We start from the raw sequence: 20,609 nt of genomic DNA, 5'->3' as shown, positions 1-20,609 counted from the left end.
TCAGAGAGCCGCGCTCTCCCGCGGCTTCAGCCGCAGGTGCTCCGCGCCGCCGAGGGCACCGATCTGGTTGTCGTAGACCGGGCGGGCGAGGTCCGTGAGGAGGGCGTCGTGGATGTCGTAGGCGCGCTGCGGCTTGACCTCACGGACGTAGTCGATGACCTCGGAGATCTTGCTCCAGGGGGCCATGACGGGCAGCATCAGCGTCTCGACGGCGTGGTCCGGGACGGTGAGCGCGTCGCCGGGGTGGAAGACCGTGCCGCCGTCGATCAGGTAGCCGACGTTGGTGATGCGCGGGATGTCCGGGTGGATCACGGCGTGCAGTTCGCCGTGGACCTGGACGTCGAAACCGGCGGCGGTGAAGGTGTCGCCGTGGCCGACGGTGTGCACGCGGCCCGGGAAGGCCGCCCCGATCTTCTCGGCGACCGACTTCAGCGTCCAGATCTCGGCGGCCGGGTTGGCGTCCAGGGCCGCCCGCAGCCGTTCCTCGCTGAAGTGGTCGGGGTGTTCGTGGGTGACGAGGATCGCGTCGGCGCCGAGGGCGGCGTCCTCCTCGCTGAAGGCCCCGGGGTCGAGGACGAGCGTCTGCCCGTCCTTCTCGAGCCGGACACAGGCGTGCGACATCTTCGTGAGCTTCATGGGTCCATCCTGCCGCGCGTCCCGCGCGAACGGGCAGCGCAGGCAGGTGCTCTCACCACCGGTCTCGGACGATCACTCGCTGGGCGTGGTCTCCTCGCGGATGACCTGCTGGGCCACCTTGAAGGCGCTGCCTGCCGCCGGGACCCCGCAGTACACGGCCGCCTGGAGCAGCACTTCCTTGATCTCGGAGGGGGTGAGGCCGTTGCGCAGGGCGGCCCGGGTGTGCGAGGCGAGCTCGTCCAGGTGCCCGCCCGCGACCAGCGCGGTGAGGGTGGCGATGCTGCGGGACCGGCGGTCGAGCCCGGGCCGGTCCCAGATCTCGCCCCAGGCGTAGCGGGTCAGGAGTTCCTGGAAGTCGCCCGAGAAGTCGTCGGCCTGCGCCAGGACCCGGTCGACATGTGCGTCGCCGAGCACCTCGCGGCGCACCTTGACGCCGGCGTCGTACGGATCGACGCGGCCCGCCGACTGCGGGTCCGGGGCGGCCGGGGCGATCTCGGCGATCGGCACGGGGTGCGGCGGCGCGGACGTCGGGACCGGCGCGACCGGGGCCGTGGGGATCGCCGTCTGCGCGGTGGTGGAGTCGAAGGCGGGCTGCCAGGCGGTGGAGAAGTGCCGGACCAGGAGGTCGGTGACGGCGGCGGGCTGCTCGACCGGCACCAGGTGGGAGGCGCCGGGCACGACGGCGAGCCGGGCGTCCGGGATGCCCGCGACCAGGGTGCGGGCCTCGGCGGGACCGGTGACCTGGTCGTCGGAACCGACCAGGACCAGGGTCGGCACCCCGACGCTCGCGAGGTCGGCCCGCACGTCGAACGCGGCGAGCGCCTCGCAGGCCGCGATGTAGCAGCCGGGGTCGGTGGTGCGCACCATCTGCACGGCCCACTCGGTGATCGCGGGCTGGGCGGCGGCGAACCCGGAGGTGAACCAGCGGTCGGGCGAGGTACGGGCGATGGGGTCGAGCCCGTTCGTCCGTACGATCACCCCGCGCTGCCGGAACTCGTCGGCCGTGCCGAAGCGGGGCGAGGCGGCGATCAGGGCGAGCGAGGCGAGCCGTTCCGGGTGGCGCAGCGCCAGCTCGATGCCGACCGCGCCGCCGAGCGCGCAGCCCGCGTAGCCGAAGCGCTGCACGCCGAACCGGTCGAGGGTGGCGAGCAGCCGGTCGGTGAGGTCGCCGACCGAACCGGCGGGGTAGGCGGGTGCGCCGCCGTGCCCTGGCAGGTCGAACCGGAAGACGTGCCACTGCTTGACCAGTTCGGGGACCTGGCGGTCCCACATGTGCCAGGTGGTCCCCAGTGAGGGACCCAGGATCAGGACCGGAGCGTCCTCCGGCCCGTCGAAGCGGAATTGCAGGGTGTTCGGTGGTGCACTCACGCCACAGACCCTCTCACGCAGCACGCGGGCCCCGGCAACGGGGGGACTTCGCGGCGGCGGCCTCGGGGACTCCGGCGCCGTCCGGACCCCACCCGTACGGGCGGCCTGCGGGCCTCGCGTTCGACGAGTGGAGCCGGGAGCTGTGCGAACGCACCGAGCCGGTCATGCCACAGTGCTCCGCCGTTGTCATCCGGGCTGACCCGGCGGGGGGAATCGCACGCTCCCCGGGCGTGAGCGGTGGCTGAAAGCCGGTGCCGACGGTGAGACTCGCAGATGGACCCGTGCTCGTCGTCCGCGGCGGGACACCCGCCGGCGCGAGTCGCCGCCCCGCCCCAGGAGGCACCCCATGACCTTCAATCCCCTCGAGCAGCGGGGCATCCCGCTGGACCGGCAGTTGCGCAACTGGCGTGAGCTGAACGTGCAGCCGATCGACCCCGACCGGTGCGACCCCTACACCAGGTGCCGGATCATCACGATGAACGGCATCGAGGTGGAGGCGATCCTCTTCAGCCACCAGCTCGCCCGGAACACGGTCGACCCGGAGGTCAAACGGCAGCTCGCCCGCACCCGCTACATCGAGGCCCAGCAGCAGAAGGTCGTCAACTGGCTGCTGCCGGGCGTCTCGTCGGTGCTGGAGACGACCATCGCCTACGAGCAGGTCGCCGTGGACCTCACGGCATGGATCGCCCGGATGGAGCCCGACCCCTACCTGAAGCAGGCGTACCAGTTCGGTGTCCTGGAGGACTTCGACCACCTGTACCGGTACGCCAACCTGTACGAGATGATCGAGCACCGCAAGGCGGAGTCGATCGTCGACGGCCTCACCGAGGTCATGCCGGGCCGGCCCACGCGGTTCCACCACCGCGATCCGGTCGACAACGTCCGCGACCCCTACGACAAGGACGCCACGGACCCGCTGTCGAAACTGCACGCGCTGACGGTGATGTCGGCCGAGCAGCAGACCATGAACTTCTACATGAACACCGGTCCCACCTACATGGAGCCGATCGCCCGCCGGCTCTACCAGGAGATCGGGCTGATCGAGGAGGAGCACGTCACCCACTACGAGTCCCTCGTCGACCCGGGCGAGTCGTGGTGGGAGCAGCTCGTCACCCACGAGTACAACGAGTGCTACCTCTACTACTCCTTCATGGAGCAGGAGAGCGACCCCAGGGTGAAGTCGATCTGGGAGCTGCACCTGAACATGGAGCTGGAGCACCTGCACACCGCATGTGACCTGATGCGCCGCCACGACGGCCGCGACCCCGCCTCCGTGCTGGCCCCGGAACTGCCGAACGTGCTCACCTTCGAGCCCAACAAGCAGTACCTGCGCGAACTCCTCGACACCCAGATGGACCTGACCACCCTCGGAGCCGGCTACGTGCGCGAGGCCCACGAACGCTTCGAGAAGATGCAGGAGCAGATCCACGGGGGCGAGGCTCCGCCCAGCGACCAGGTCATGGCCGAACACGACGCCATGTTCGGCCGCGAGTACCGCGTCCAGACCGAGGGCGAGCACCCCGACCCGTCCCAGCGCGAGAAGTGAGGCGGCCCCAGATGTCCGAGCTCCGCACGCCCCACGCCGGCGACGACAACCTGCCCGACATCGACGTGGTGGCCCTCCTCATGCGCCAGCACGGCGACATCCGCAACCTCTTCGACGAGGTCGAGCGGAGCGAGGGCGAGGAACGCCGGGACGCCTTCCGCCGCCTCGTACGCCTGCTCGCCGTGCACGAGACCGCCGAGGAAGAGGTCGTCCACCCCTTCGTCCGCGCGGCGGTCGACGGGGGCGCGCAGGTCGTCGACGAGCGCCTCGCCGAGGAGAAGTCGGCGAAGGAGACCCTCGCGTCCCTGGAGGACATGGACACCGACGACCCCGGGTTCATGCCCCGCCTCACGGAGCTGCGCACCGAGGTGCAGGAGCACGCGCGGGCGGAGGAACGCTACGAGTTCTCCCACATCCGCCGCAGCACCGACGTCACCAACCTCGCCGCCATGGCCAAGGCCGTCAAAGCCGCCGAAGCCATGGCGCCCACTCACCCGCACCCCGGTGTCGAGTCCGCCACCGCCAACGTGACCCTCGGTCCGGTGACCGCCCTCGTGGACCGCACCAAGGACGCCGTCCGCAAGGCCATGGGCAAGAGCTGACATACCGGGGAGCCGTCGCGCACGAGCTCTCCGGGTGCCCGTCGGCGGCGAGTGGTTTGCCGCGGGGCGGGTGCGGCACTCGGGCTGCGCGAGCGGCTCTTCCCACGAGTCCTCGCCGTGCGGTGCACGGCCGGACGCATCGGGAGCCAGTCCGGCGGCACGGCCGGGCGGAACAGAAGGCCATCGATGACGACGATCGGTGTCGAAGAGGAGTACCTGCTGCTCGACCCGGTCACGGGTCTGCCGGTACCCCTGGCGGACACGGTGCGGACCGCGGCCGGCCTCGGGCGACTCGTGGCCGAGGAGGAAGTGCACTGCGAGCTCTTGCAGGCGCAGGTCGAGGCGGCCACGCCGGTGTGCGGCACGCTGGAGGAGGTGGGTGGGCACCTCCTCCGGCTGAGGCACGCGCTCGGGGTGGCCGCCGAGGCGCACGGCTGCCGGATCGCGGCGTCCGCGACACCCCCGCTGCGGCACGGCCGCCCCGTGGCCGTCACCGACCAGGCCCGGTACCGTGCCATGCTCACGCAGGCGCCCCAACTCGTGGCGGAGCAGCTCGTCAACGGCATGCACGTCCACGTCGGCGTCCCCAGCCGGGAGACCGGCGTGCAGGTCCTGAACCGGATCAGGGTGTGGCTGCCGACCCTTACCGCCCTGTCCGCGAACTCCCCGCTGTGGGACGGGCACGACACCGGCTTCGCCAGTTGGCGCACCGTGATCTTCAGCCGCTGGCCGGTCAGCGGCATGCCCCCGCGCTTCGCCGACATCGCCGACCACGACCGGCGCGTGCAGCGGCTGCTGGACTGCGGTCTGATCTCGGACACCGGTCAGCTCTACTGGCAGGCCCGGCTCTCGGCGCGGTACCCCACCATCGAGGTGCGGTGCCTGGACGTGCAGGTGCGCGCGGACGACGCGGTGATGCTCGCCGGCCTGGTCCGGGCCCTGGTGGAGACCGCGATCACGGAGGTGGGCGCCGGCGCTCCCGCGCTCGACTGCGACCAGGAGCTGTTGCAGGCGAGCATGTGGCACGCGGCCCGCCACGGACTCAGCGGCACCCTGGTCGATCCGGCCGGCCGGCAGCGCCGGGCCGGGGAGATGCTGTACGAGCTGCTGCGCCACGTCGCTCCCGCGCTGGAGGCGTCCGGCGACAGCCGGCAGGTGACGGCCCTGGTCCACCGGCTGCTCCAGGCGGGCACCGGCGCCGACCGGCAGCGCGCCGCGCTGGCACGCGGCGGCCTGCCCGCCGTCACCGATCTGATCATCGGCAGCAGCGCCGTGTCCTGACCAGGACAGTCAGCTTCGGCCCTGTGGTCCGTAGGCGTCCTTGCGGGGCAGGGGGCCGAAGTCGGCGTGGCGGCCGGGGCGGGCGGCAGCGTGGCGCTGCCCGGGGCCGGGTCCACCGCGGGCGGCGAGGGCGTCGGCGACGGCGCCGGTGGTGAAGGCGTAGACAGCCTTGTGGAGAAGGTCCACGGCGAGCTCCTGGCGCGGCCAGGTGCCGGGTGGGGCGCCGACGCCTGTGGCGTTCTCGAGGATCTGGTCGTTGGTGAGCCGGACGACCGCGAACTTGGCGGAGGCGACCGGGCCGCGCAGCCCGGCCTGGGCCATGATCGACCGCAGCACTCCGAGCAGGGCGGCCTGGCCGAAGTGCATGGCCCAGTTGACCGCCAGCGGCTGTTCCCCGGGGTGTTCGGGCAGGCCGGTCAACCGCTCAAGAACCCGTGCGGGCACATGGGAGTCGGGCCGGCCGGTGACGGCCTGTTCGACCTTCTCGCCGAGAGTCATCACGACTCCTCCGGCGGCGCCGGCGAGCAGTCCCTGCCACAGTGCGCGCTTGATCATGCCCCGGCGGGTACCCCGGGCCACCGCCTTCACCCGCGCGGGCGCCGGTGCCCCTCGCCTCAGGCGCTGGGCAGCGCCTCTGTCGGAACCGTTGCCGACGCGCCACTGTCGGCGGGGCGATTCGCACAACCGTCCCAGCCCGCACGTGCCGCGTGGGCGGCGGATGCGGCCGGTGCCCGGGCCACGGCGGTCCGGCGGTCGCGGGACGGGACTCCGCCGCATCTGCCGGCGGCCGGCCGTGCCGCTCAAGGTGGGCCGGGCCCCCGCCTGCGGGCAGGGCGGACGGAGCAGGGGGCGCCGGGGGCCACCTCACAGCGAGCGGTCAGCCGCCCGGCCGGATCACCGCGCGCACACAGCCGTCCGTCTTCTCCTTGAACATCTCGTAGGCCCGGGGCGCCTCGTCCAGGGACACGGTGTGGGTCGCCAGGTGGCCCGTGCTCAGCTCTCCGGACGCCAGCCGGTCCAGCAGCATCGGGATGTAACGCTGACCGTGTTGCTGGGCGCCCCGCACGGTCAGGCCCTTGTTGATCACCGCGCCCAGCGGGAACTTGTCGACGGCGCCGGCGAACACCCCCAGGACGAAGACCGTGCCGCCCTTGCGGCAGGCGTGAATGGCCTGCCGGACGGCGGTCGGACGGTCCGTCTGGAGCCGGAGCTGCTGCTTGACCTGGTCGTAGAGGTGCACCGGACTGTCGCTGTGGGCCTCCATGCCCACGGCCTCGATGCATACGTCGGGGCCGCGCCCGCCGGTGCGCTCGCGCAGTTCGGCCCCCACGTCGGTGCCGGTGTAGTCGATGACCTCGCTGCCGATGTGCCGTTCGGTCATCTCCAGGCGTTCGGGGATCCGGTCGATGGAGATCACACGTTCCGCGCCCAGCAGGATCGCGGCGCGCGCCGCCATCTGCCCGACGGCCCCACAGCCCCATACGGCGACCACGTCGCCGGGCTTCACTCCCGCCAGGTCGGCCCCCATCCATCCGGTGGGCACCGAGTCCGACACGAACAGGGCGCTGGTGTCGTCGACGCCCGGCGGAACGGCGAAGGCCCCGTAGTCGGCGAACGGGACGCGCACGTACTCGGCGTGGCTGCCGCGCAGCCCGCCCATGGCGTGCGAGTAGCCGAAGATACCGCCGGTGTCGGCACCGAACAGGGCCTGACCGATGCCGGGGTTGGTGTTGGTGTTGTCGCACAGGGACCACAGGTCATGGGTGCAGTACCAGCAGCGGCCGCACCCGACGAACGAGCAGACCACCACCCGGTCGCCCGCCTTGTGCCGACGCACTTGCGGGCCCACCTCGACGACCTCGCCGAGGAACTCGTGGCCGATCACGTCCCCGGAACGCATGAACGGGATGTACCCCCCGATCAGATGGAGGTCCGAACCGCAGGTCGTACCCGCGATCAGCCGTACGATCATGTCCTGGTCGTTGCGCAGGACCGGATCGGGCACCTGCTCGACGGACAGCTTGTTGACGCCTTCCCAGCACAGAGCCTTCACAGCACGCCCTCCCCACCGGCCCGGCGGCTCAGCAGACCGACCAGCTTTCCGCCCAAGGTGTCGTGCGTGGTCGGCGGTGCGTCGGGTTCCAGCACCTCTCCCGCCTCCAGCAGCGCCTTCGCCGCGCGCAGGGCACGGCGCAGATCCTGGCGCGGGTCGGCACCGGTCAGCCGCGCCGGGACCGAGTGGGCGACGTCCGGTGCGGTCTCCCGCAGCCGCACCCCCAGCTCCGTGCCCCGGTCGCCGGGCGCCTGACGGATACGCGTCTCGATCCGGTCGCCGTACTCCTGGAGCGGCACCGGCAGCTTCTCGGCCTGCACATCGTGTGGCGCGCAGTTGATCGTCACCGACAGCCAGCGGTCCCCGGCATCCGTACGGGACGGGCCTGCCCTCCGGCGACGTACGGCGACGAAGGCCCCGGCGGCGAGCCCCGTGCCAGCCACCGTCAGCGATTTCCCAACAGCACTCATGTGCGGTTCACATCCTCGGGAAGCGGGAGTCGTACGGGTGAGCGCGCACCACGGGGGACGGTGAGCGCCTGTGCGCGGTGAGTACCCCGCCACCGTCGGCCTATCTGTCCGGCGTCCGTGCACGGCTCGGCCGGGCGCCTGGCACAGCGCGGTGTCACGGTCCGTGCGCGCTCCGGCGGTCTCGCCGAGGCTCGTTACAGGCCAGGGCAGGGGGAACCCGGTACGTCCCAGTGGAGCCCCCAGGGAGGCAGCCATGAGCGGTTCAGGAGACGAGAAGCGCGAGCCCGCTTCGCCTCTGGAGCAGGAGACGGACGAACGGGACGTCCACCCGGAGGAGGAAGGACACCCCGAGCCCGACACGTCCGGCGAGGCCACCGACACGGCCCTGAAGGGACGAGCGGAGACGGAGGAGGGCGCCGGCTGACACGCAGGGAGTGAGGCGGCGCCTGGACCAGCGGCGGGGGTCCGCCGGTGTCCGTCTCACCCGCGGTCGCCGTCGCACCGTCCACCGGCGTCGATGCGCGTTGTACCGGGCCGCCGCCGGGTACTCGGGCCGGCACGGAGATCCAGTGGGCCAGGCAGGCGCGCGACAAGGCTCCGGAGAGCGCACCGGGAGCGGCCATGTCGAGGACCATCAAGGACCAGACCGTCGAGGAGCTCGGAGGAGACCGCAGCATCCTGGTGCGGCAGCGCCGCGAGCACGAGGAGATGGACCGGCTGATGGACCGGTACCTGACCCTGGATGACCTCCGGCAGCGGGAGGAGATCCTCAAGCAGGTGGTGCAGCTGGTCTTCAGCCACGCCTTCGCGGAGGAGACGGTGCTGTGGCCCGTGGTACGGGCCTCGGTCCCGGACGGCGAGGATCTGACGGCCCGGGTCGAGGAAGAGCATCAGCAGATCAACGATCTCGTGGCGGACATCGAACGCCTTCCCGCCGGCGATCCCGGTCGTGAGGACAAGGTGCAGCGGGCCTTCGCGCTGATACGGCAGGACATCCGGGATGAGGAGGACCTGCTCCTCCCCCGGTTGCAGGAGGCGGTGCACACCGCCCGGCTGCGCACACTCGGCACCACCTGGGCGGCGGTACGGCAGACGGCCCCGACCCGTCCGCATCCCGTCGTCCCCCGGCGACCGCCCGGGAACGCCCTGCTGGGCGTACCGCTGAGCGTCTACGACCGCGTACGGGACGCCCTCGGCAGGGGCGGCTCCGCAGCACGACGCGAAAGGTGACCGCCGACGCCGGATCTCAGCTCCCGTGTCAGAGGTCGGTCGGGGTGCCCAGTCCTGTGAGGGCGCCGACCGGGTCCAGGTCGGGGGTGCCGCGGGGCCACCAGTCGTCGTGGCCCGGTTCGGACTCGTAGGCGTACCAGAGGCCGTCGCGGCCGAGGCGGAGCTGGATGTGGCCGCGGGGGTGGGTGAGGCGGTTGCGCCACGGACGGAAGGCGGGGAGGTCGGCGGCGAGGAGCAGCGGGCGGGCGCGGTCGAAGCGGCCGGCCGGGGGGTCCCAGGGTTCTTCGAGGACGGCGAGTCCTTCGAGGCCGCCCTGCCTCCAGGCGGCGACCGCGCGGGCCAGGTCCGCCGGGGTGCGGTCGGTGGCGGCGGCGAGGGACGCGTAGAGGGCGCGGGTGCCGGCGGTGAGGCCGGAACCGGGGCGGGCGGCGGCGAGGCGGACCGCGTCCTGCCACAGGGTGAGCTCGCCGACCGGGTCTCGGCCGGTGCCGAGCAGGGCGTGAGCGCGGGCGGCGGCGTCGGTGGCGAGCTGGTCCAGGGCGAAGGGGTCGGGGCCGCCCGGGGAGGCGGGGTAGGCGGGGGGCTGCTCGGGGTGCGGGGGGACGGGCAACGGGGCCGGAAGAGGCGGGAGCCGGCGGGGCGCGAGGGCTTCGGCCGCCCGTACGCCGGGCAGCGGCGCCGGCTCCTGTTCCTGGGCGGCACGGGCCGCGCGGGCGGCGCTGAGGCGGGACAGGGCGTCGAGCAGTTCGCGTTCGCCCCGGCCGCGCAGCAGGAGCAGGACGAAGGGATCGGCGTCCAGCAGGCGTGCCGTCTGGTAGCACAGGGCGGCGGCGTGTTTGCAGGGGTGGCCGCGGTCGGGGCAGCTGCACTGCGGTTCGAGATCGCCGGGGCCCGGCAGCAACGGCACCCCGCACTCCGCCAGCGCCTGGGGCATCTCCCTGTCGAGCAGCGCGGCGATGTGTCCGGTCCGGTCGGCGGCACGGTCCAGGAAGCGGTCCCAGTCGGCGTCCCCCAGCGTCCGCAACCGCACCTGCACGCGGTACGGCCGGGCGCGGCTGCCCTGGACGTAGGCGAGCACGAGGCCGGGCGTCACGGTGATCGCGTCCACGTGCCCCTGCTCGGCGTAACCTCGGCCCCGCGCGAGCCGCTTGGCGTCCAGCGCGCCCTCCTCCAGCGCGGTGACCCAGGCGTTGCCCCACCAGGTCGCGGCGAACCGGGCGTCCTCGGAAGCGCGGGGAGGGAACGCCGGGAAGGTGCGACGCAGGTCGTTGTCGCGGGCGGGGGCGGCCATGGAGTGGGGGCGGCGGGGGGCGGCCGGGACCGGGAGAAGGGGGTGCTCGTCGGAGGCGGTTGCCGCGGAGGGTTCGGCGGCCGGGAGGCTTGCGTCGGGTGCGGGAGGGTGGTCCTCCCCCGGCTGGGCCGCGTGGTCGGGCATCCGGAAGGCGTCGGCCAGCAGCTCCCGTACGTCACGCGCCCGGACGCCGGAGGCTGTGCTCGGCGTCCGGCTCCGCTCCCGGGACGCGGCCGGGGCGGCCCTGCGGGAGCGACGTGCGTGGGCGGCTTCCGCTTCCGCCGCCTCGGCGTCCGCCCGCCTCTTGCGTGCGGCGCGCAGCGCTTCGCGGGCGGCATCGGCGGGGCGTGCGCCGGGCTGCTCCGCGGGCAGGTCGTCGCGGGGGGCCGCGGCCGACTGGGCTTCCGTGTACTCGGCGGTGGGGGTGGTGGCGGGGAGGGCGCCCGCGCCGGACGGACCTGGGGCACCGGTCGTGCCGAGGTCCGAAGCGGGCCGTGCCGTGGCGGTTTCCGGTCGGGCTGCGCCGGGCTGCGGGGGCCCGGCGGAACCGGACTCCGCATCCCCTGTGCTGCCGGGCCCTGTCTCGTACCGGCCCGCCGGCGCAGCTCGCCGCGCCGCGACAGCTGCGCGCAGGGCCGCGCGAGCCGCGTCCCCCGGCCGGGGCCCGGCCGGGGACGGGTTGGCTTCGGAGTCCTCCGTCAGCGTGCCGTCCGCGTCCTGCCCGCCGCCGGTACGTGACCGGTCCCCGCTCCCCCGGTGCGCCGCGCCGTCGTCGGCTTCGTGGTCCGCGTCCGTGGCCGCGGTCCGGGCCGCGGAGTCAGCCGCTTCCTTCCCGGCGAGGGCGCTGCCCACCTCGTCGGCAAGGAGCTTGTTGCCGTGCGTGGCGGAGCTTCCGGACTCCCCGACTGCGCGGCTCTCCGTGTCGGGCGCCCCGTGTGCCGGGTTCCCGATCGCCGCCCCCGCACGGCTTCCCGTGGCCGACGCCGCCTCGTCGCCCACCGCCGGGCCACCGATCCGCCCGGTCGCAGGGGTTTCGGCGGCCCGCACCACACCGCCGTCCGCGGCCCGTGACGCGGCACCACCGGCTCCCTCGGCCCCGTGGTTCTCCGCACCCCGCACCACACCGCCGTCCGCGCCCCGCGCCGGCGAACTCCCAGCCCCGTCGCCCCCGCGGCTCTCCCCAGCAGGCGCAGCCTCGTGTCCCGTGTGCTTCCCGCCCTCGATTCCGCCGTCCCCGGTCGCGAGACCTCCGGCGTCGGACGCGGCAGAGCCCTCGGCCTCCCCAGCCGACCCTCCACTTCCCTGGCCCGTCGAGTCCTGCCCTCGCGCCGCCCGCTCCCGGGCCTCCCGCAGGGCTCGGCGGATCTCGTCGGCCGGGCCCGGGGTCATGACTGCCTCCGGAGGGAGACGAGGTCGGTCAGTTCGCGGTCGGTGAGTTCGGTGAGCGCGGACTCGCCGGAGCCGAGGATCGCGTCGGCGAGGGCGCGCTTCGCTTCGAGCATCTCGGCGATGCGGTCCTCCACGGTGCCCTCGGTGATGAGGCGGTGGACCTGGACGGGCTGGGTCTGGCCGATGCGGTAGGCGCGGTCGGTGGCCTGTTCCTCCACGGCCGGGTTCCACCAGCGGTCGAAGTGGATGACGTGACCCGCGCGGGTGAGGTTGAGGCCGGTGCCCGCCGCCTTCAACGACAGCACGAGCACCGGGATCGCGCCGCTCTGGAAGCGGTCCACCATGCGCTCGCGCTCCGGCACCGGCGTCCCGCCGTGCAGCAGGTCCACCGGGACCGCGCGGGCGGCGAGGTGGGCGGTGATCAGGCGGGCCATCCCCACGTACTGGGTGAAGACGAGGGCCGAGCCGTCCTCCGCGAGCAGGGTGTCCAGCAGCTCGTCCAGCAGGGCCAGTTTGCCGGAGCGGGCGACCAGGCGCTCACCGGCCGTCGGCGGCACCTCCTCCTTCAGGTACAGCGCGGGATGGTCGCAGATCTGCTTCAGCGCGCCCAGCAGCTTCAGCACCAGGCCCCGGCGCGCGATGCCCTTGGCCGTCTCGATCGCCAGCAGCGACTCGCGCACCACCGCCTCGTACAGCGAGGCCTGTTCACGCGTGAGCGGGACCGGGTGGTCCGTCTCCGTCTTGGGCGGCAGCTCGGGGACGATGCCCGGGTCCGACTTCTTGCGGCGCAGGAGGAAGGGCCGCACCAGCTTCGCCAGCCTGGTCACCGCCTCCTCGTCCTCGCCGTTCTCCACCGCGCGCGCGTGGCGGGCGCGGAAGGACTTCAGGGGGCCGAGGAGCCCCGGGGTGGTCCAGTCGAGCAGGGCCCACAGCTCCGAGAGGTTGTTCTCGACCGGGGTTCCGGTCAGGGCCACGCGCGCGGGCGACGGGATGGTGCGCAGGGCCTTGGCGGTGGCCGAGTACGGGTTCTTCACGTGCTGGGCCTCGTCCGCGACGACCATGCCCCAGTGCTGTTCGGCCAGCCTCGCCGCCGCTGCCCGCATGGTGCCGTAGGTGGTGAGGACGAAGCCGCCGTCGAGGTCGTCCAGGCTGCGGTCCGTGCCGTGGAAGCGGCGGACGGGGACGCCGGGCGCGAACCGGGTGATCTCCCGCTGCCAGTTGCCCAGGAGAGAGGCGGGGCAGACGACGAGGGTCGGCTCGCGGCGGGCCCGGCGCAGGTGCAGGGCGATGACGGTGATGGTCTTGCCGAGTCCCATGTCGTCGGCGAGGCAGCCGCCGAGGCCGAGGGAGGTCATGAGGTCCAGCCAGGCCAGACCGCGCAGTTGGTAGTCGCGGAGGGTGGCGTGCAGGCCCGCGGGCGGTTCGGCGGGGCGCACCCCGGCCGTCAGGCGGTCGCGCAGGGCGGCGAGCGCTCCGACCGGCACCGCCTCCACCGTCTCGCCGTCGACCTCCGCGCTGCCGGAGAGGGCCACGGAAAGCGCGTCGACCGGGTCCAGCAGGCCCAGTTCGCGTTTGCGGGCCTTGCGCACGAGGGCGGGGTCGACCAGCACCCACTGGTCCCTGAGACGCACGACGGGGCGGTGGGCCTCGGCCAGCTCGTCCATCTCGGCCTCGCTGAGCGGGTCGCCGCCGAGCGCCAACTGCCAGCGGAACTGGAGGAGTTCCTCGCTCTCGAAGAAGCCGGTGCCGTCGGTCGCCGAGCCCGGGGCGGGGCGTACGACCGCCGCGGCGGTGAGGTCCTGCGCCAGGTCGCGCGGCCAGTGGACCGCCACCCCGGCCGCCGCGAGCCGGGTCGCGGCCACGCCGAGCAGGTCGCCCAACTCCTCGTCGGACAGGGCCAGTACGTCGGGTACGTCCTGCTCGGAGAGCCGGTCCAGGGGCGGCCAGACCCGTGCGGCGCGGCGCACGGCGAGGGCCGCGTCCACGCGGGCGCGCGGCCCGAAGACGGCGTCGGCGTCCCCCGCCCACAGGGCCGCCGCGTCGGTCACCAGGGTCGGGTCGGCGAGGCTGTGCACCTGGACGATCGCGGCGCCGGCGCTGCGCACACCGTCGGCCTCGGCGTTGAACAGGTTGTACGCCGACAGGTCCAGGCGGAGCGAGATGCGCACGCCCGCGTCCATGCCGGCGGCGACTTCCGCGGCCCAGTCCTGGGCGTGGGGCAGCCGCTGCGGTGCGCGGGCCGCGAAGGGCCTGCCGGAGGCGTGGGGGGCGGCGGGGGTGCGGGGCAGGGTGTCGGCGACCGCGTCCAGGAAGGAGCGCATCAGGGCTTCCGGCTCCGGCAGCCGGAGCGGGCCGGCACCCCCGGGCAGCGGCACCGCGTGGCCCTCGGGGGGCAGGGCGGCCGCGACCGCGCGGAGGTGGGCGATGTCGTCGGGGTCGAGGGGGCCGGCCCGCCAGGCGTCGTGGCCGGTGGCGGTGAGTCCGGGCAGCAGGCGGCCGCGGGCGGTGAGCCGCAGCGCGTGCAGGGCGGCGGCGCCCCAGCAGGCGGTGGCGGGATGGGCGGCGGGATCGCGCCGGGCCCTGACGAGCAGCGGCAGGGCCTCGCCGACCGGGAGCGAGAGGGCGGGAGCGGTCCGGCGCCGGACTCCGGCTCCGTGCGGCCGTACGACGGTGAGCTCGGTGTGTTCAGCGCCCTCGGGAGTCGTCTCGGCCGGGAGGGGCGCGCCTTCGGGGTCCCAGAACGCGATCCGGCCGTCTCGGGGAAGGGGCGCGGGCAGGAAGACGGCGGCGAGCCGGAGGGGGACGTCCGCCGCCCGCTGCCCGGCGCCGCGCTCGGCCACCATGGTCCTGTCGCTCATACGTCCTGTCACCTCCCGCCCGCGTGTCGGATCACTCGTCTTCGACTCTACGGGCGGGGTCTGACAATCGGCTCCGGCGACCGGCCGGTCAGGGAACCGTGCGCGAGACGACGTACACCTTCGGGGCGTTCGGCACGGTCAGGTTGACCATGACGTCCTGGGTGGGCGCCGGGTCCTTCTGCGCGTGGGTGAGGCCCCACCAGGAGCGCGGGCCGTCGAACTTCCAGCCGCTGACCTTCTGGTCGCGCTCGCTGATGGTGATGTCGTTCTTCCTGAGGTCGGCTCGGCTGACGCCCATGCCGGTGAGGAAGGCGGCGAGGCCCGCGTCGGTCGTCCGGAACTGGACGTAGAGGCGGCTGGTCTTCCAGTTGTTGGTCTCGTAGGAGGCGACCAGGTCCGCGGGGTGCGGGACCGGCACCTGGTAGAGGCGGCGCTGCACCTTGGACGGCCAGCCGGGTGTCAGGCCCGTCGCCGAGTACTTCGCCTCCTTGTCCTTGCCGCTGTCGCGGCTCTGGTTGGCGGAGATCACCAGGTAGCCGGCCGGGACGCCGATGAGCAGACCGATGATCAGCAGGGTGATCGCCCTGCGGCGGATCATGTGGCGGCGGTCCTCGGTGGGCCCCTCCGGTCCGTCCGGAGGGGCCGCGGCCTGGCGGGGCAGGGACGCCGTCATGCGGTGTCCCGGGACGTACGGCGGGCCTCCACGTACCGTTCGTAGCGCTCGTGCCGCTCCACCCGGCGCCGGTTGGCGCGCCGGAAGCGGCGGGCGACCAGGCGGGCGAGGTCGGCGGCGCCGACCATGCCGGCCTCGGGTCCGAGCTGGGCGCGGGCGATGCGGGCCTCGGGGCGGTAGCCGCGGCCGGTGAGCTGGCGCTTGAAGGCGTCCCGCGCGGGACCGATCAGCAGGTCGTCGGCCGCGCTGACGCCGCCGCCGATGACGAAGCAGGACGGGTCGAGGGCGGCGGCGAGGTTGGCGATGCCGACGCCGAGCCACTGGCCGATGTCCTGGAGCAGCTCGATGCACATGGCGTCGCCGTCGCGGGCCAGCTCGGTGATCATGGGGCCGGTGATGTCGCCGATGTTGCCCTTGACGTGCTCGATGATCCCGTAGGCGACGGGCGAGTCGGCCGCCGCGAGTTCACGGGCCTCGCGGACCAGGGCGTTGCCCGAGCTGTACTGCTCCCAGCAGCCGCGGTTGCCGCACGGGCAGCGGTGGCCGCCGGGGACGACCTGCATGTGGCCGAACTCGCCGGCGACGCCGTACTTGCCGCGCTTGACCTGCCCGTCCTCCAGGATCGCGCCGCCGATGCCGGTGCCGAGCGTGATCATGACGAGGTGGTCCTCGCCGCGGCCCGCGCCGAAGCGCCACTCGGCCCAGGCGGCGGTGTTCGCGTCGTTGTCGACGAGGACGGGGACCGCGAGGCGCCCGGCGATGCGGTCGCGCAGCGGCTCGTTGCGCCAGGAGAGGTGGGGGGCGAACAGCACACGGTTGCGGTCGGCGTCGACCCAGCCCGCCGCGCCGATGCCGACGGCGTGGACGTCGTGGCGGTCGGACAGGTCCAGGACCAGTTCGACGATGGTGTCCTCGACGACCTTGGGGCTCTTCGACTTGTCCGGGGTCTCGGTGCGGACCTTCTCCAGGATGTTGCCGTCGGCGTCGACGACACCCGCCATGACCTTGGTGCCGCCGATGTCGATGCCCACCGTCGGCACGCGCGGTGCGGTCAGGTGTGAGCGGCGTTCCCTCGTGCCGACGGTCCGCAGGGCGGGGGCGCGGCGGGAGCCTATGGGGGCGCTGAAGTTGCCGTAGGTGCTCATCGGCCCTGATTCTGCCTCACCCTGTGCGGGGGTGCGGTGCGGGGGAGCAGAGGGGACAGCGCGTCGTCGGCGGGTGCGCCTGGGTCATGGCTGGTCGCGCAGTCCCCCGCGGCCTTTCAGGGGCGCACCAGGAGCTGGAATTCGAATGAATAACGCGTCGGGCGATAGGTGTGCGTGCCGTACTCGACCGCTCGCCCTGTGTCGTCGAAGGTGACGCGCTGCATGGTGAGGAGGGGGGCGCCCGTCTCCTCCGCCAGGCGGTCCGCCTCCTCCGTCGTGGCCGCTCTCGCGCCGATCGTCTGGCGGGCGCTGTGGAGGGTGATGCCGGCCGCTCGCATCATGCGGTAGAGGCCCGTGGTCTCCAGTTGCGCGGTGTCCAGGTCGAGGAGGGCCGGGGGGAGGAAGTTGCACAGGTGGGCCATGGGCTCGCCGTGGGCGAGGCGCAGGCGTTCCACCCGGTGCACGTCGCTGCCCTCGGCGACGCCGAGCGCGGCGGCGATCTCGGCGGTGGCGGGGACGACGGAGTTGACGAGGACCTTCGTCGCGGGGCGCTGGCCGGCCGCCTCCAGGTCGTCGTAGAGGCTGCTGAGCTCCAGCGGGCGCTTGACCTGGCTGTGCACGACCTGGGTGCCGACGCCGCGGCGGCGCACGAGCAGGCCCTTGTCGACGAGCGACTGGATGGCCTGGCGGACGGTGGGCCGGGACAGGCCGAGCCGGGCGGCGAGCTCGATCTCGTTGCCCAGCAGGCTGCCGGGGGTGAGCGTCCCGTGCTCGATCGCGGCCTCCAGCTGCTGGGCGAGCTGGAAGTACAACGGCACCGGACTGCTGCGGTCCACACTGAGCTCGAGCGTCACGGTCGGGTCCACTCCTGGTTTCGGCACGGGCCCGAGCGTAGCTCCGTGCGCTGTTGACGGGAAGTCGTGTAGTCACATTGTCCGGACATACGGATTGACAGCACGGGGTGCGCGACCACATTTTGTTCACATGCGCATCGGGGTCATAGGGACGGGCCGCATCGGCACCATTCATGCGAACACGCTCAGCCGCCATCGGGAGGTCGGTTCCCTGATCCTCACGGACGCGGACGGCGCGCGGGCCCAGGAGCTCGCGCACCGCCTCGGGGAGACCGCGGCCCCGGGCGTCGACGAGATCTTCAAATGGGGTGTCGACGCCGTCGTCATCACCACGGCGACCTCCGCCCACGCCGAGCTGATCGGCCGAGCGGCGCGCTCGGGACTGCCGGTGTTCTGCGAGAAGCCCATCGCGCTCGACCTGCCGGGCACGATGCAGGCGATCGCCGAGGTGGAGACCGCCGGGACGGTTCTCCAGATGGGTTTCCAGCGCCGCTTCGACGCGGGCTACACCGGCGCGCGCGAGGCCGTGCGCTCGGGGCGGCTCGGACGGCTGCACACCGTGCGGGCCCTCACCTCCGACCAGGCGCCGCCGCCGGCGGAGTGGCTGCCGCTGTCCGGGGGGCTGTACCGGGACACCCTGATCCACGACTTCGACGTCCTGCGCTGGGTGACCGGGCGCGAGATCGTCGACGTGTACGCGGCCGGGTCCGACGCCGGTCCGCCGATGTTCCGGGCCGCGGGGGACGTCGACACCGCGGCGGCCGTGCTCACCCTCGACGACGGGACCCTCGCCACCGCCACGGCCACGCGTCTGAACGGCGCCGGTTACGACGTGCGCATGGAGCTCGCCGGGGAGCTGGACCAGATCGTGGTGGGGCTGGACGACCGCACGCCGATCGCGTCCACGGAGCCCACCGGGCCGCCCGCGGCGGACAAGCCGTGGACGGGGTTCCTGGAGCGGTTCGGACCGGCCTACGAGGCCGAGCTGGCGGCGTTCGTCGAAGTGGTCCGGGGCGAGCGGGCGAACCCCTGCGACGGCCGGGAGGCCTTGCAGGCGCTGCGGGTCGCCGAGGCGTGCGAGGTGTCCCGGCGCGAGCGCAGGGCGGTACGGCTGGCTGAGCTGCCGGGCGGCACGAGCGCGACCGCGTTCTGACCGTCACGTCAGCACGTCAGGGCGTCCCCGCGTCAGCACGCCTGGCCGCCCGGCCGGGCGCCACGGCCCCCTGCGCAGCTCATCCCGCGGCTTGCGACCACCGCACCGGCAGACTCCGCACCCCCCTGATCAGCATTCCCGGCAGCCACTCCCCCGTGGGGCCGTCGAGGGCGAGGCCGGGGGCGCGCTCCAGCAGGGTACGGATCGCCGTGCCGGCCTCCAGTCGGGCCAGTGGGGCGCCCAGGCAGTAGTGGATGCCGTGGCCGAACGCCAGGTGGCCGCGGGGGTCGCGGCGGATGTCGAAGCGGTCCGGGGCCGGGTAGCGGGAGTCGTCGCGGTCGGCCGCGCTCAGGCAGATCATCACCGGGTCGCCCACGGCTATGGTCCGTCCCGCTATCTCCAGGGGCTCCACGGCGTACCGGAAGGTCGCGTTCTCCACCGGGCCCTCGTAGCGCAGGGTCTCCTCGACCGCGCCGTCGACGAGGCTCATGTCGGCGCGCAGGGCGGCGAGTTGGTCCGGGTGGGTGAGCAGGGCGTGCACGCCGTTGGTGATGAGGTTGACCGTGGTCTCGTGGCCCGCGATCAGCAGCAGGAAGGCCATGCCGCGCAGTTCCGACGGGGAGAGCCGGTCGCCGTCGGAGGCGGTGGTGCGGATGAGGTCGCCGAGCAGGTCGTCGCTCGGTCCGGCGCACCGCTTGTCCTCGATGAGCTCCGTCAGGTATTCGCCGAGACGCAGGACGGCGTCGTACGAGCTCTCCTCGCTGGTGGGGGCCACGACTTCCGTGGACAGCTTGCGGAACTCGGTGCGGTCCATCTCGGGCACACCGAGGAGTTCGCAGATCACGGTGATCGGCAGCGGGTAGGCGAGGGACTGCACCAGGTCGGCGCGGCCGTGCGGCAGCATCGTGTCGAGGAGGTCGTCGGTGATCTCCTGGACGCGGGGCCGCAGCCGCTCGACCCGGCGCATGGTGAAGGCCCGGGAGACCAGGGCGCGCAGCCGGGTGTGCTCGGGCGGGTCGCTGCCCAGCAGATGGCGGCCGATGAGCTCCTCGTCGTGGAACACCGCGCCGATCCTGCGGCCGTCCTTGGACAGTCTCGGATCGGCGAGTGCCGCGCGCGCCTCCTCGTGCCCGACGACGAGCCAGGTCGCGTAGTCGGCGTGGGAGCCGGGCGGCCGCACCCGGTGCACGGGGCCGAGGGCGCGCAACTCGGCGTACACGGGGTGCGGGTCGGCACGGAACGCGTCGCCGTACTCCCCGAGGTCGATCACTGCTTCGGTCATGAGCTCCCCCTTCACCCCGTCAACGTCCGGCGACCGCGACTAGTGCCCGTCCGGCTCGGGTGCCTCGGACGGCTCCAGCAGTCCCGCGTCGTACGCCAACAAGGCGATCTGCACCCGGTTGTTGAGGTCGAGCTTGGCCAGGACGCGGGAGACGTGGGCCTTGACGGTCGCGACGCTCATGTAGAGGGCGGCGGCGATCTCGGCGTTGGACAGGCCCCGGCCGACGGCGACGGCGACCTCGCGTTCGCGGTCGTTGAGGGCGGCGATGCGCTCACGCGCGCGTGCCCGTCGGCTGTCGGCGGCGCTGCCGGCCGCGTGGTCCATGAGCTGACGGGTGACGGTGGGCGACAGGACGGGGTCGCCGGCCGCGACCCGGCGGACGGCGGCGAGGATCTCGGCCGGCGGGGTGTCCTTGAGGACGAATCCGGCGGCGCCCGCGCGCAGGGCGCGCAGCACCTGCTCGTCGGCGTGGAAGGTGGTCAGGACGACGACCTGCGGGGCGTCGGGGCGGCCGCGCAGCCGCTCCGTGGCCGTGAGGCCGTCCACGGCCGGCATCCTGATGTCCATGAGGACGACGTCCGGCCGGGTCCGGTCGACGGCGGCCTCGACCTCGGTGCCGTCCGCCGCCTCTCCGACGATCTCGATGTCCTCGGCCCCGCCCATCATCAGCGACAGACCGGCCCGCACCAGGGGGTCGTCGTCGACGAGGAGCACTCTGATCACAGTCATGGGGCCTACGTAATCACGCGGGAACGACACGCGATCACCCTCCCGGCCG

General features: G+C 73.4%; 18 protein-coding genes. 6 read left to right on the top strand and 12 right to left on the bottom strand.

The features are described 5' to 3' along the window. Positions 1-636 (bottom strand): MBL fold metallo-hydrolase, encoded by a 636-nt coding sequence (locus ACIQJT_RS20960; RefSeq protein WP_365458405.1) that lies wholly within the window; start codon positions 634-636, stop codon positions 1-3. Between the two features lie 72 nt (positions 637-708). Next, positions 709-1,908 (bottom strand): alpha/beta fold hydrolase, encoded by a 1,200-nt coding sequence (locus ACIQJT_RS20955; RefSeq protein WP_402645717.1) that lies wholly within the window; start codon positions 1,906-1,908, stop codon positions 709-711. A 442-nt stretch (positions 1,909-2,350) separates the two neighbouring features. Here ACIQJT_RS20955 and ACIQJT_RS20950 point away from each other — a divergent pair, with 442 nt between their 5' ends. The 3 genes from ACIQJT_RS20950 to ACIQJT_RS20940 all read left to right on the top strand — a co-directional run bounded on the left by ACIQJT_RS20950 (position 2,351) and on the right by ACIQJT_RS20940 (position 5,433). Then, entirely contained in the window at positions 2,351-3,550 is a 1,200-nt protein-coding gene (locus ACIQJT_RS20950) for a hypothetical protein (RefSeq protein ID WP_365458399.1), read from the top strand. An 11-nt stretch (positions 3,551-3,561) separates the two neighbouring features. Next, positions 3,562-4,152: a hemerythrin domain-containing protein gene (locus ACIQJT_RS20945; protein ID WP_365458396.1), complete on the top strand. Its 591-nt coding sequence runs from the start codon at positions 3,562-3,564 to the stop codon at positions 4,150-4,152. Between the two features lie 186 nt (positions 4,153-4,338). Further along, positions 4,339-5,433 carry a glutamate--cysteine ligase gene (locus tag ACIQJT_RS20940; RefSeq protein ID WP_402645512.1) on the top strand — a complete coding sequence of 365 codons (1,095 nt, stop codon included), beginning with the start codon at positions 4,339-4,341 and terminating at the stop codon, positions 5,431-5,433. A 9-nt stretch (positions 5,434-5,442) separates the two neighbouring features. Here the strand turns inward: ACIQJT_RS20940 and ACIQJT_RS20935 are convergent, their stop codons facing one another. From ACIQJT_RS20935 to ACIQJT_RS20925, 3 genes are all read right to left on the bottom strand, one after another. Then, the gene (locus ACIQJT_RS20935; protein ID WP_402645510.1) at positions 5,443-5,988 is read right to left on the bottom strand and encodes a hypothetical protein; all 546 of its coding nucleotides are present in this window, start codon (positions 5,986-5,988) and stop codon (positions 5,443-5,445) included. Between the two features lie 322 nt (positions 5,989-6,310). Further along, a complete protein-coding gene (locus ACIQJT_RS20930) occupies positions 6,311-7,486 on the bottom strand; it encodes a zinc-dependent alcohol dehydrogenase (protein ID WP_402645508.1) in 1,176 nt (391 codons plus the stop codon). Beyond that, positions 7,483-7,956: a hypothetical protein gene (locus ACIQJT_RS20925; RefSeq protein WP_402645506.1), complete on the bottom strand. Its 474-nt coding sequence runs from the start codon at positions 7,954-7,956 to the stop codon at positions 7,483-7,485. Before ACIQJT_RS20925 ends, ACIQJT_RS20930 begins: the two co-directional genes overlap by 4 nt. 253 nt (positions 7,957-8,209) lie before the next feature. Between ACIQJT_RS20925 and ACIQJT_RS20920 the strand changes: the two genes are divergently transcribed. Further along, positions 8,210-8,380, top strand: a complete 171-nt coding sequence (locus tag ACIQJT_RS20920) for a hypothetical protein (RefSeq protein WP_365458381.1) — start codon at positions 8,210-8,212, stop codon at positions 8,378-8,380. 197 nt (positions 8,381-8,577) lie between these two features. Then, positions 8,578-9,186 carry a hemerythrin domain-containing protein gene (locus ACIQJT_RS20915; protein WP_365458378.1) on the top strand — a complete coding sequence of 203 codons (609 nt, stop codon included), beginning with the start codon at positions 8,578-8,580 and terminating at the stop codon, positions 9,184-9,186. A gap of 28 nt (positions 9,187-9,214) precedes the next feature. Here ACIQJT_RS20915 and ACIQJT_RS20910 read toward each other — a convergent pair whose 3' ends face one another. The 5 genes from ACIQJT_RS20910 to ACIQJT_RS20890 form a co-directional block, all read right to left on the bottom strand. Continuing rightward, positions 9,215-11,179, bottom strand: a complete 1,965-nt coding sequence (locus tag ACIQJT_RS20910) for an SWIM zinc finger family protein (RefSeq protein ID WP_402645715.1) — start codon at positions 11,177-11,179, stop codon at positions 9,215-9,217. A gap of 683 nt (positions 11,180-11,862) precedes the next feature. Further along, the gene (locus ACIQJT_RS20905) at positions 11,863-14,724 is read right to left on the bottom strand and encodes an SNF2-related protein (protein WP_402645503.1); all 2,862 of its coding nucleotides are present in this window, start codon (positions 14,722-14,724) and stop codon (positions 11,863-11,865) included. 88 nt (positions 14,725-14,812) lie between these two features. Beyond that, positions 14,813-15,397, bottom strand: a complete 585-nt coding sequence (locus ACIQJT_RS20900) for a sugar kinase (protein ID WP_365458372.1) — start codon at positions 15,395-15,397, stop codon at positions 14,813-14,815. After that, positions 15,394-16,542 carry an ROK family glucokinase gene (locus ACIQJT_RS20895; protein ID WP_037712265.1) on the bottom strand — a complete coding sequence of 383 codons (1,149 nt, stop codon included), beginning with the start codon at positions 16,540-16,542 and terminating at the stop codon, positions 15,394-15,396. The genes ACIQJT_RS20900 and ACIQJT_RS20895 overlap by 4 nt, the downstream gene beginning before the upstream one ends. Before the next feature lie 116 nt (positions 16,543-16,658). Continuing rightward, positions 16,659-17,396, bottom strand: a complete 738-nt coding sequence (locus tag ACIQJT_RS20890; protein ID WP_402645712.1) for a GntR family transcriptional regulator — start codon at positions 17,394-17,396, stop codon at positions 16,659-16,661. Positions 17,397-17,526: 130 nt separating this feature from the next. Here ACIQJT_RS20890 and ACIQJT_RS20885 point away from each other — a divergent pair, with 130 nt between their 5' ends. Continuing rightward, positions 17,527-18,549: a Gfo/Idh/MocA family oxidoreductase gene (locus ACIQJT_RS20885; protein WP_365458368.1), complete on the top strand. Its 1,023-nt coding sequence runs from the start codon at positions 17,527-17,529 to the stop codon at positions 18,547-18,549. Positions 18,550-18,628: 79 nt separating this feature from the next. Here the strand turns inward: ACIQJT_RS20885 and ACIQJT_RS20880 are convergent, their stop codons facing one another. Both ACIQJT_RS20880 and ACIQJT_RS20875 read right to left on the bottom strand, forming a co-directional pair. Then, the gene (locus tag ACIQJT_RS20880; protein WP_402645498.1) at positions 18,629-19,831 is read right to left on the bottom strand and encodes a cytochrome P450; all 1,203 of its coding nucleotides are present in this window, start codon (positions 19,829-19,831) and stop codon (positions 18,629-18,631) included. Positions 19,832-19,870: 39 nt separating this feature from the next. Beyond that, positions 19,871-20,560 carry a response regulator gene (locus ACIQJT_RS20875; RefSeq protein WP_402645495.1) on the bottom strand — a complete coding sequence of 230 codons (690 nt, stop codon included), beginning with the start codon at positions 20,558-20,560 and terminating at the stop codon, positions 19,871-19,873. Between the last annotated feature and the right edge of the window lie 49 nt (positions 20,561-20,609).

This window comes from Streptomyces sp. NPDC091972, assembly GCF_044756385.1.
GTDB lineage: Bacteria > Actinomycetota > Actinomycetes > Streptomycetales > Streptomycetaceae > Streptomyces.
Note: the sequence above shows the minus strand (reverse complement) of the source record. Positions and strands in the feature narration are given on the sequence as shown.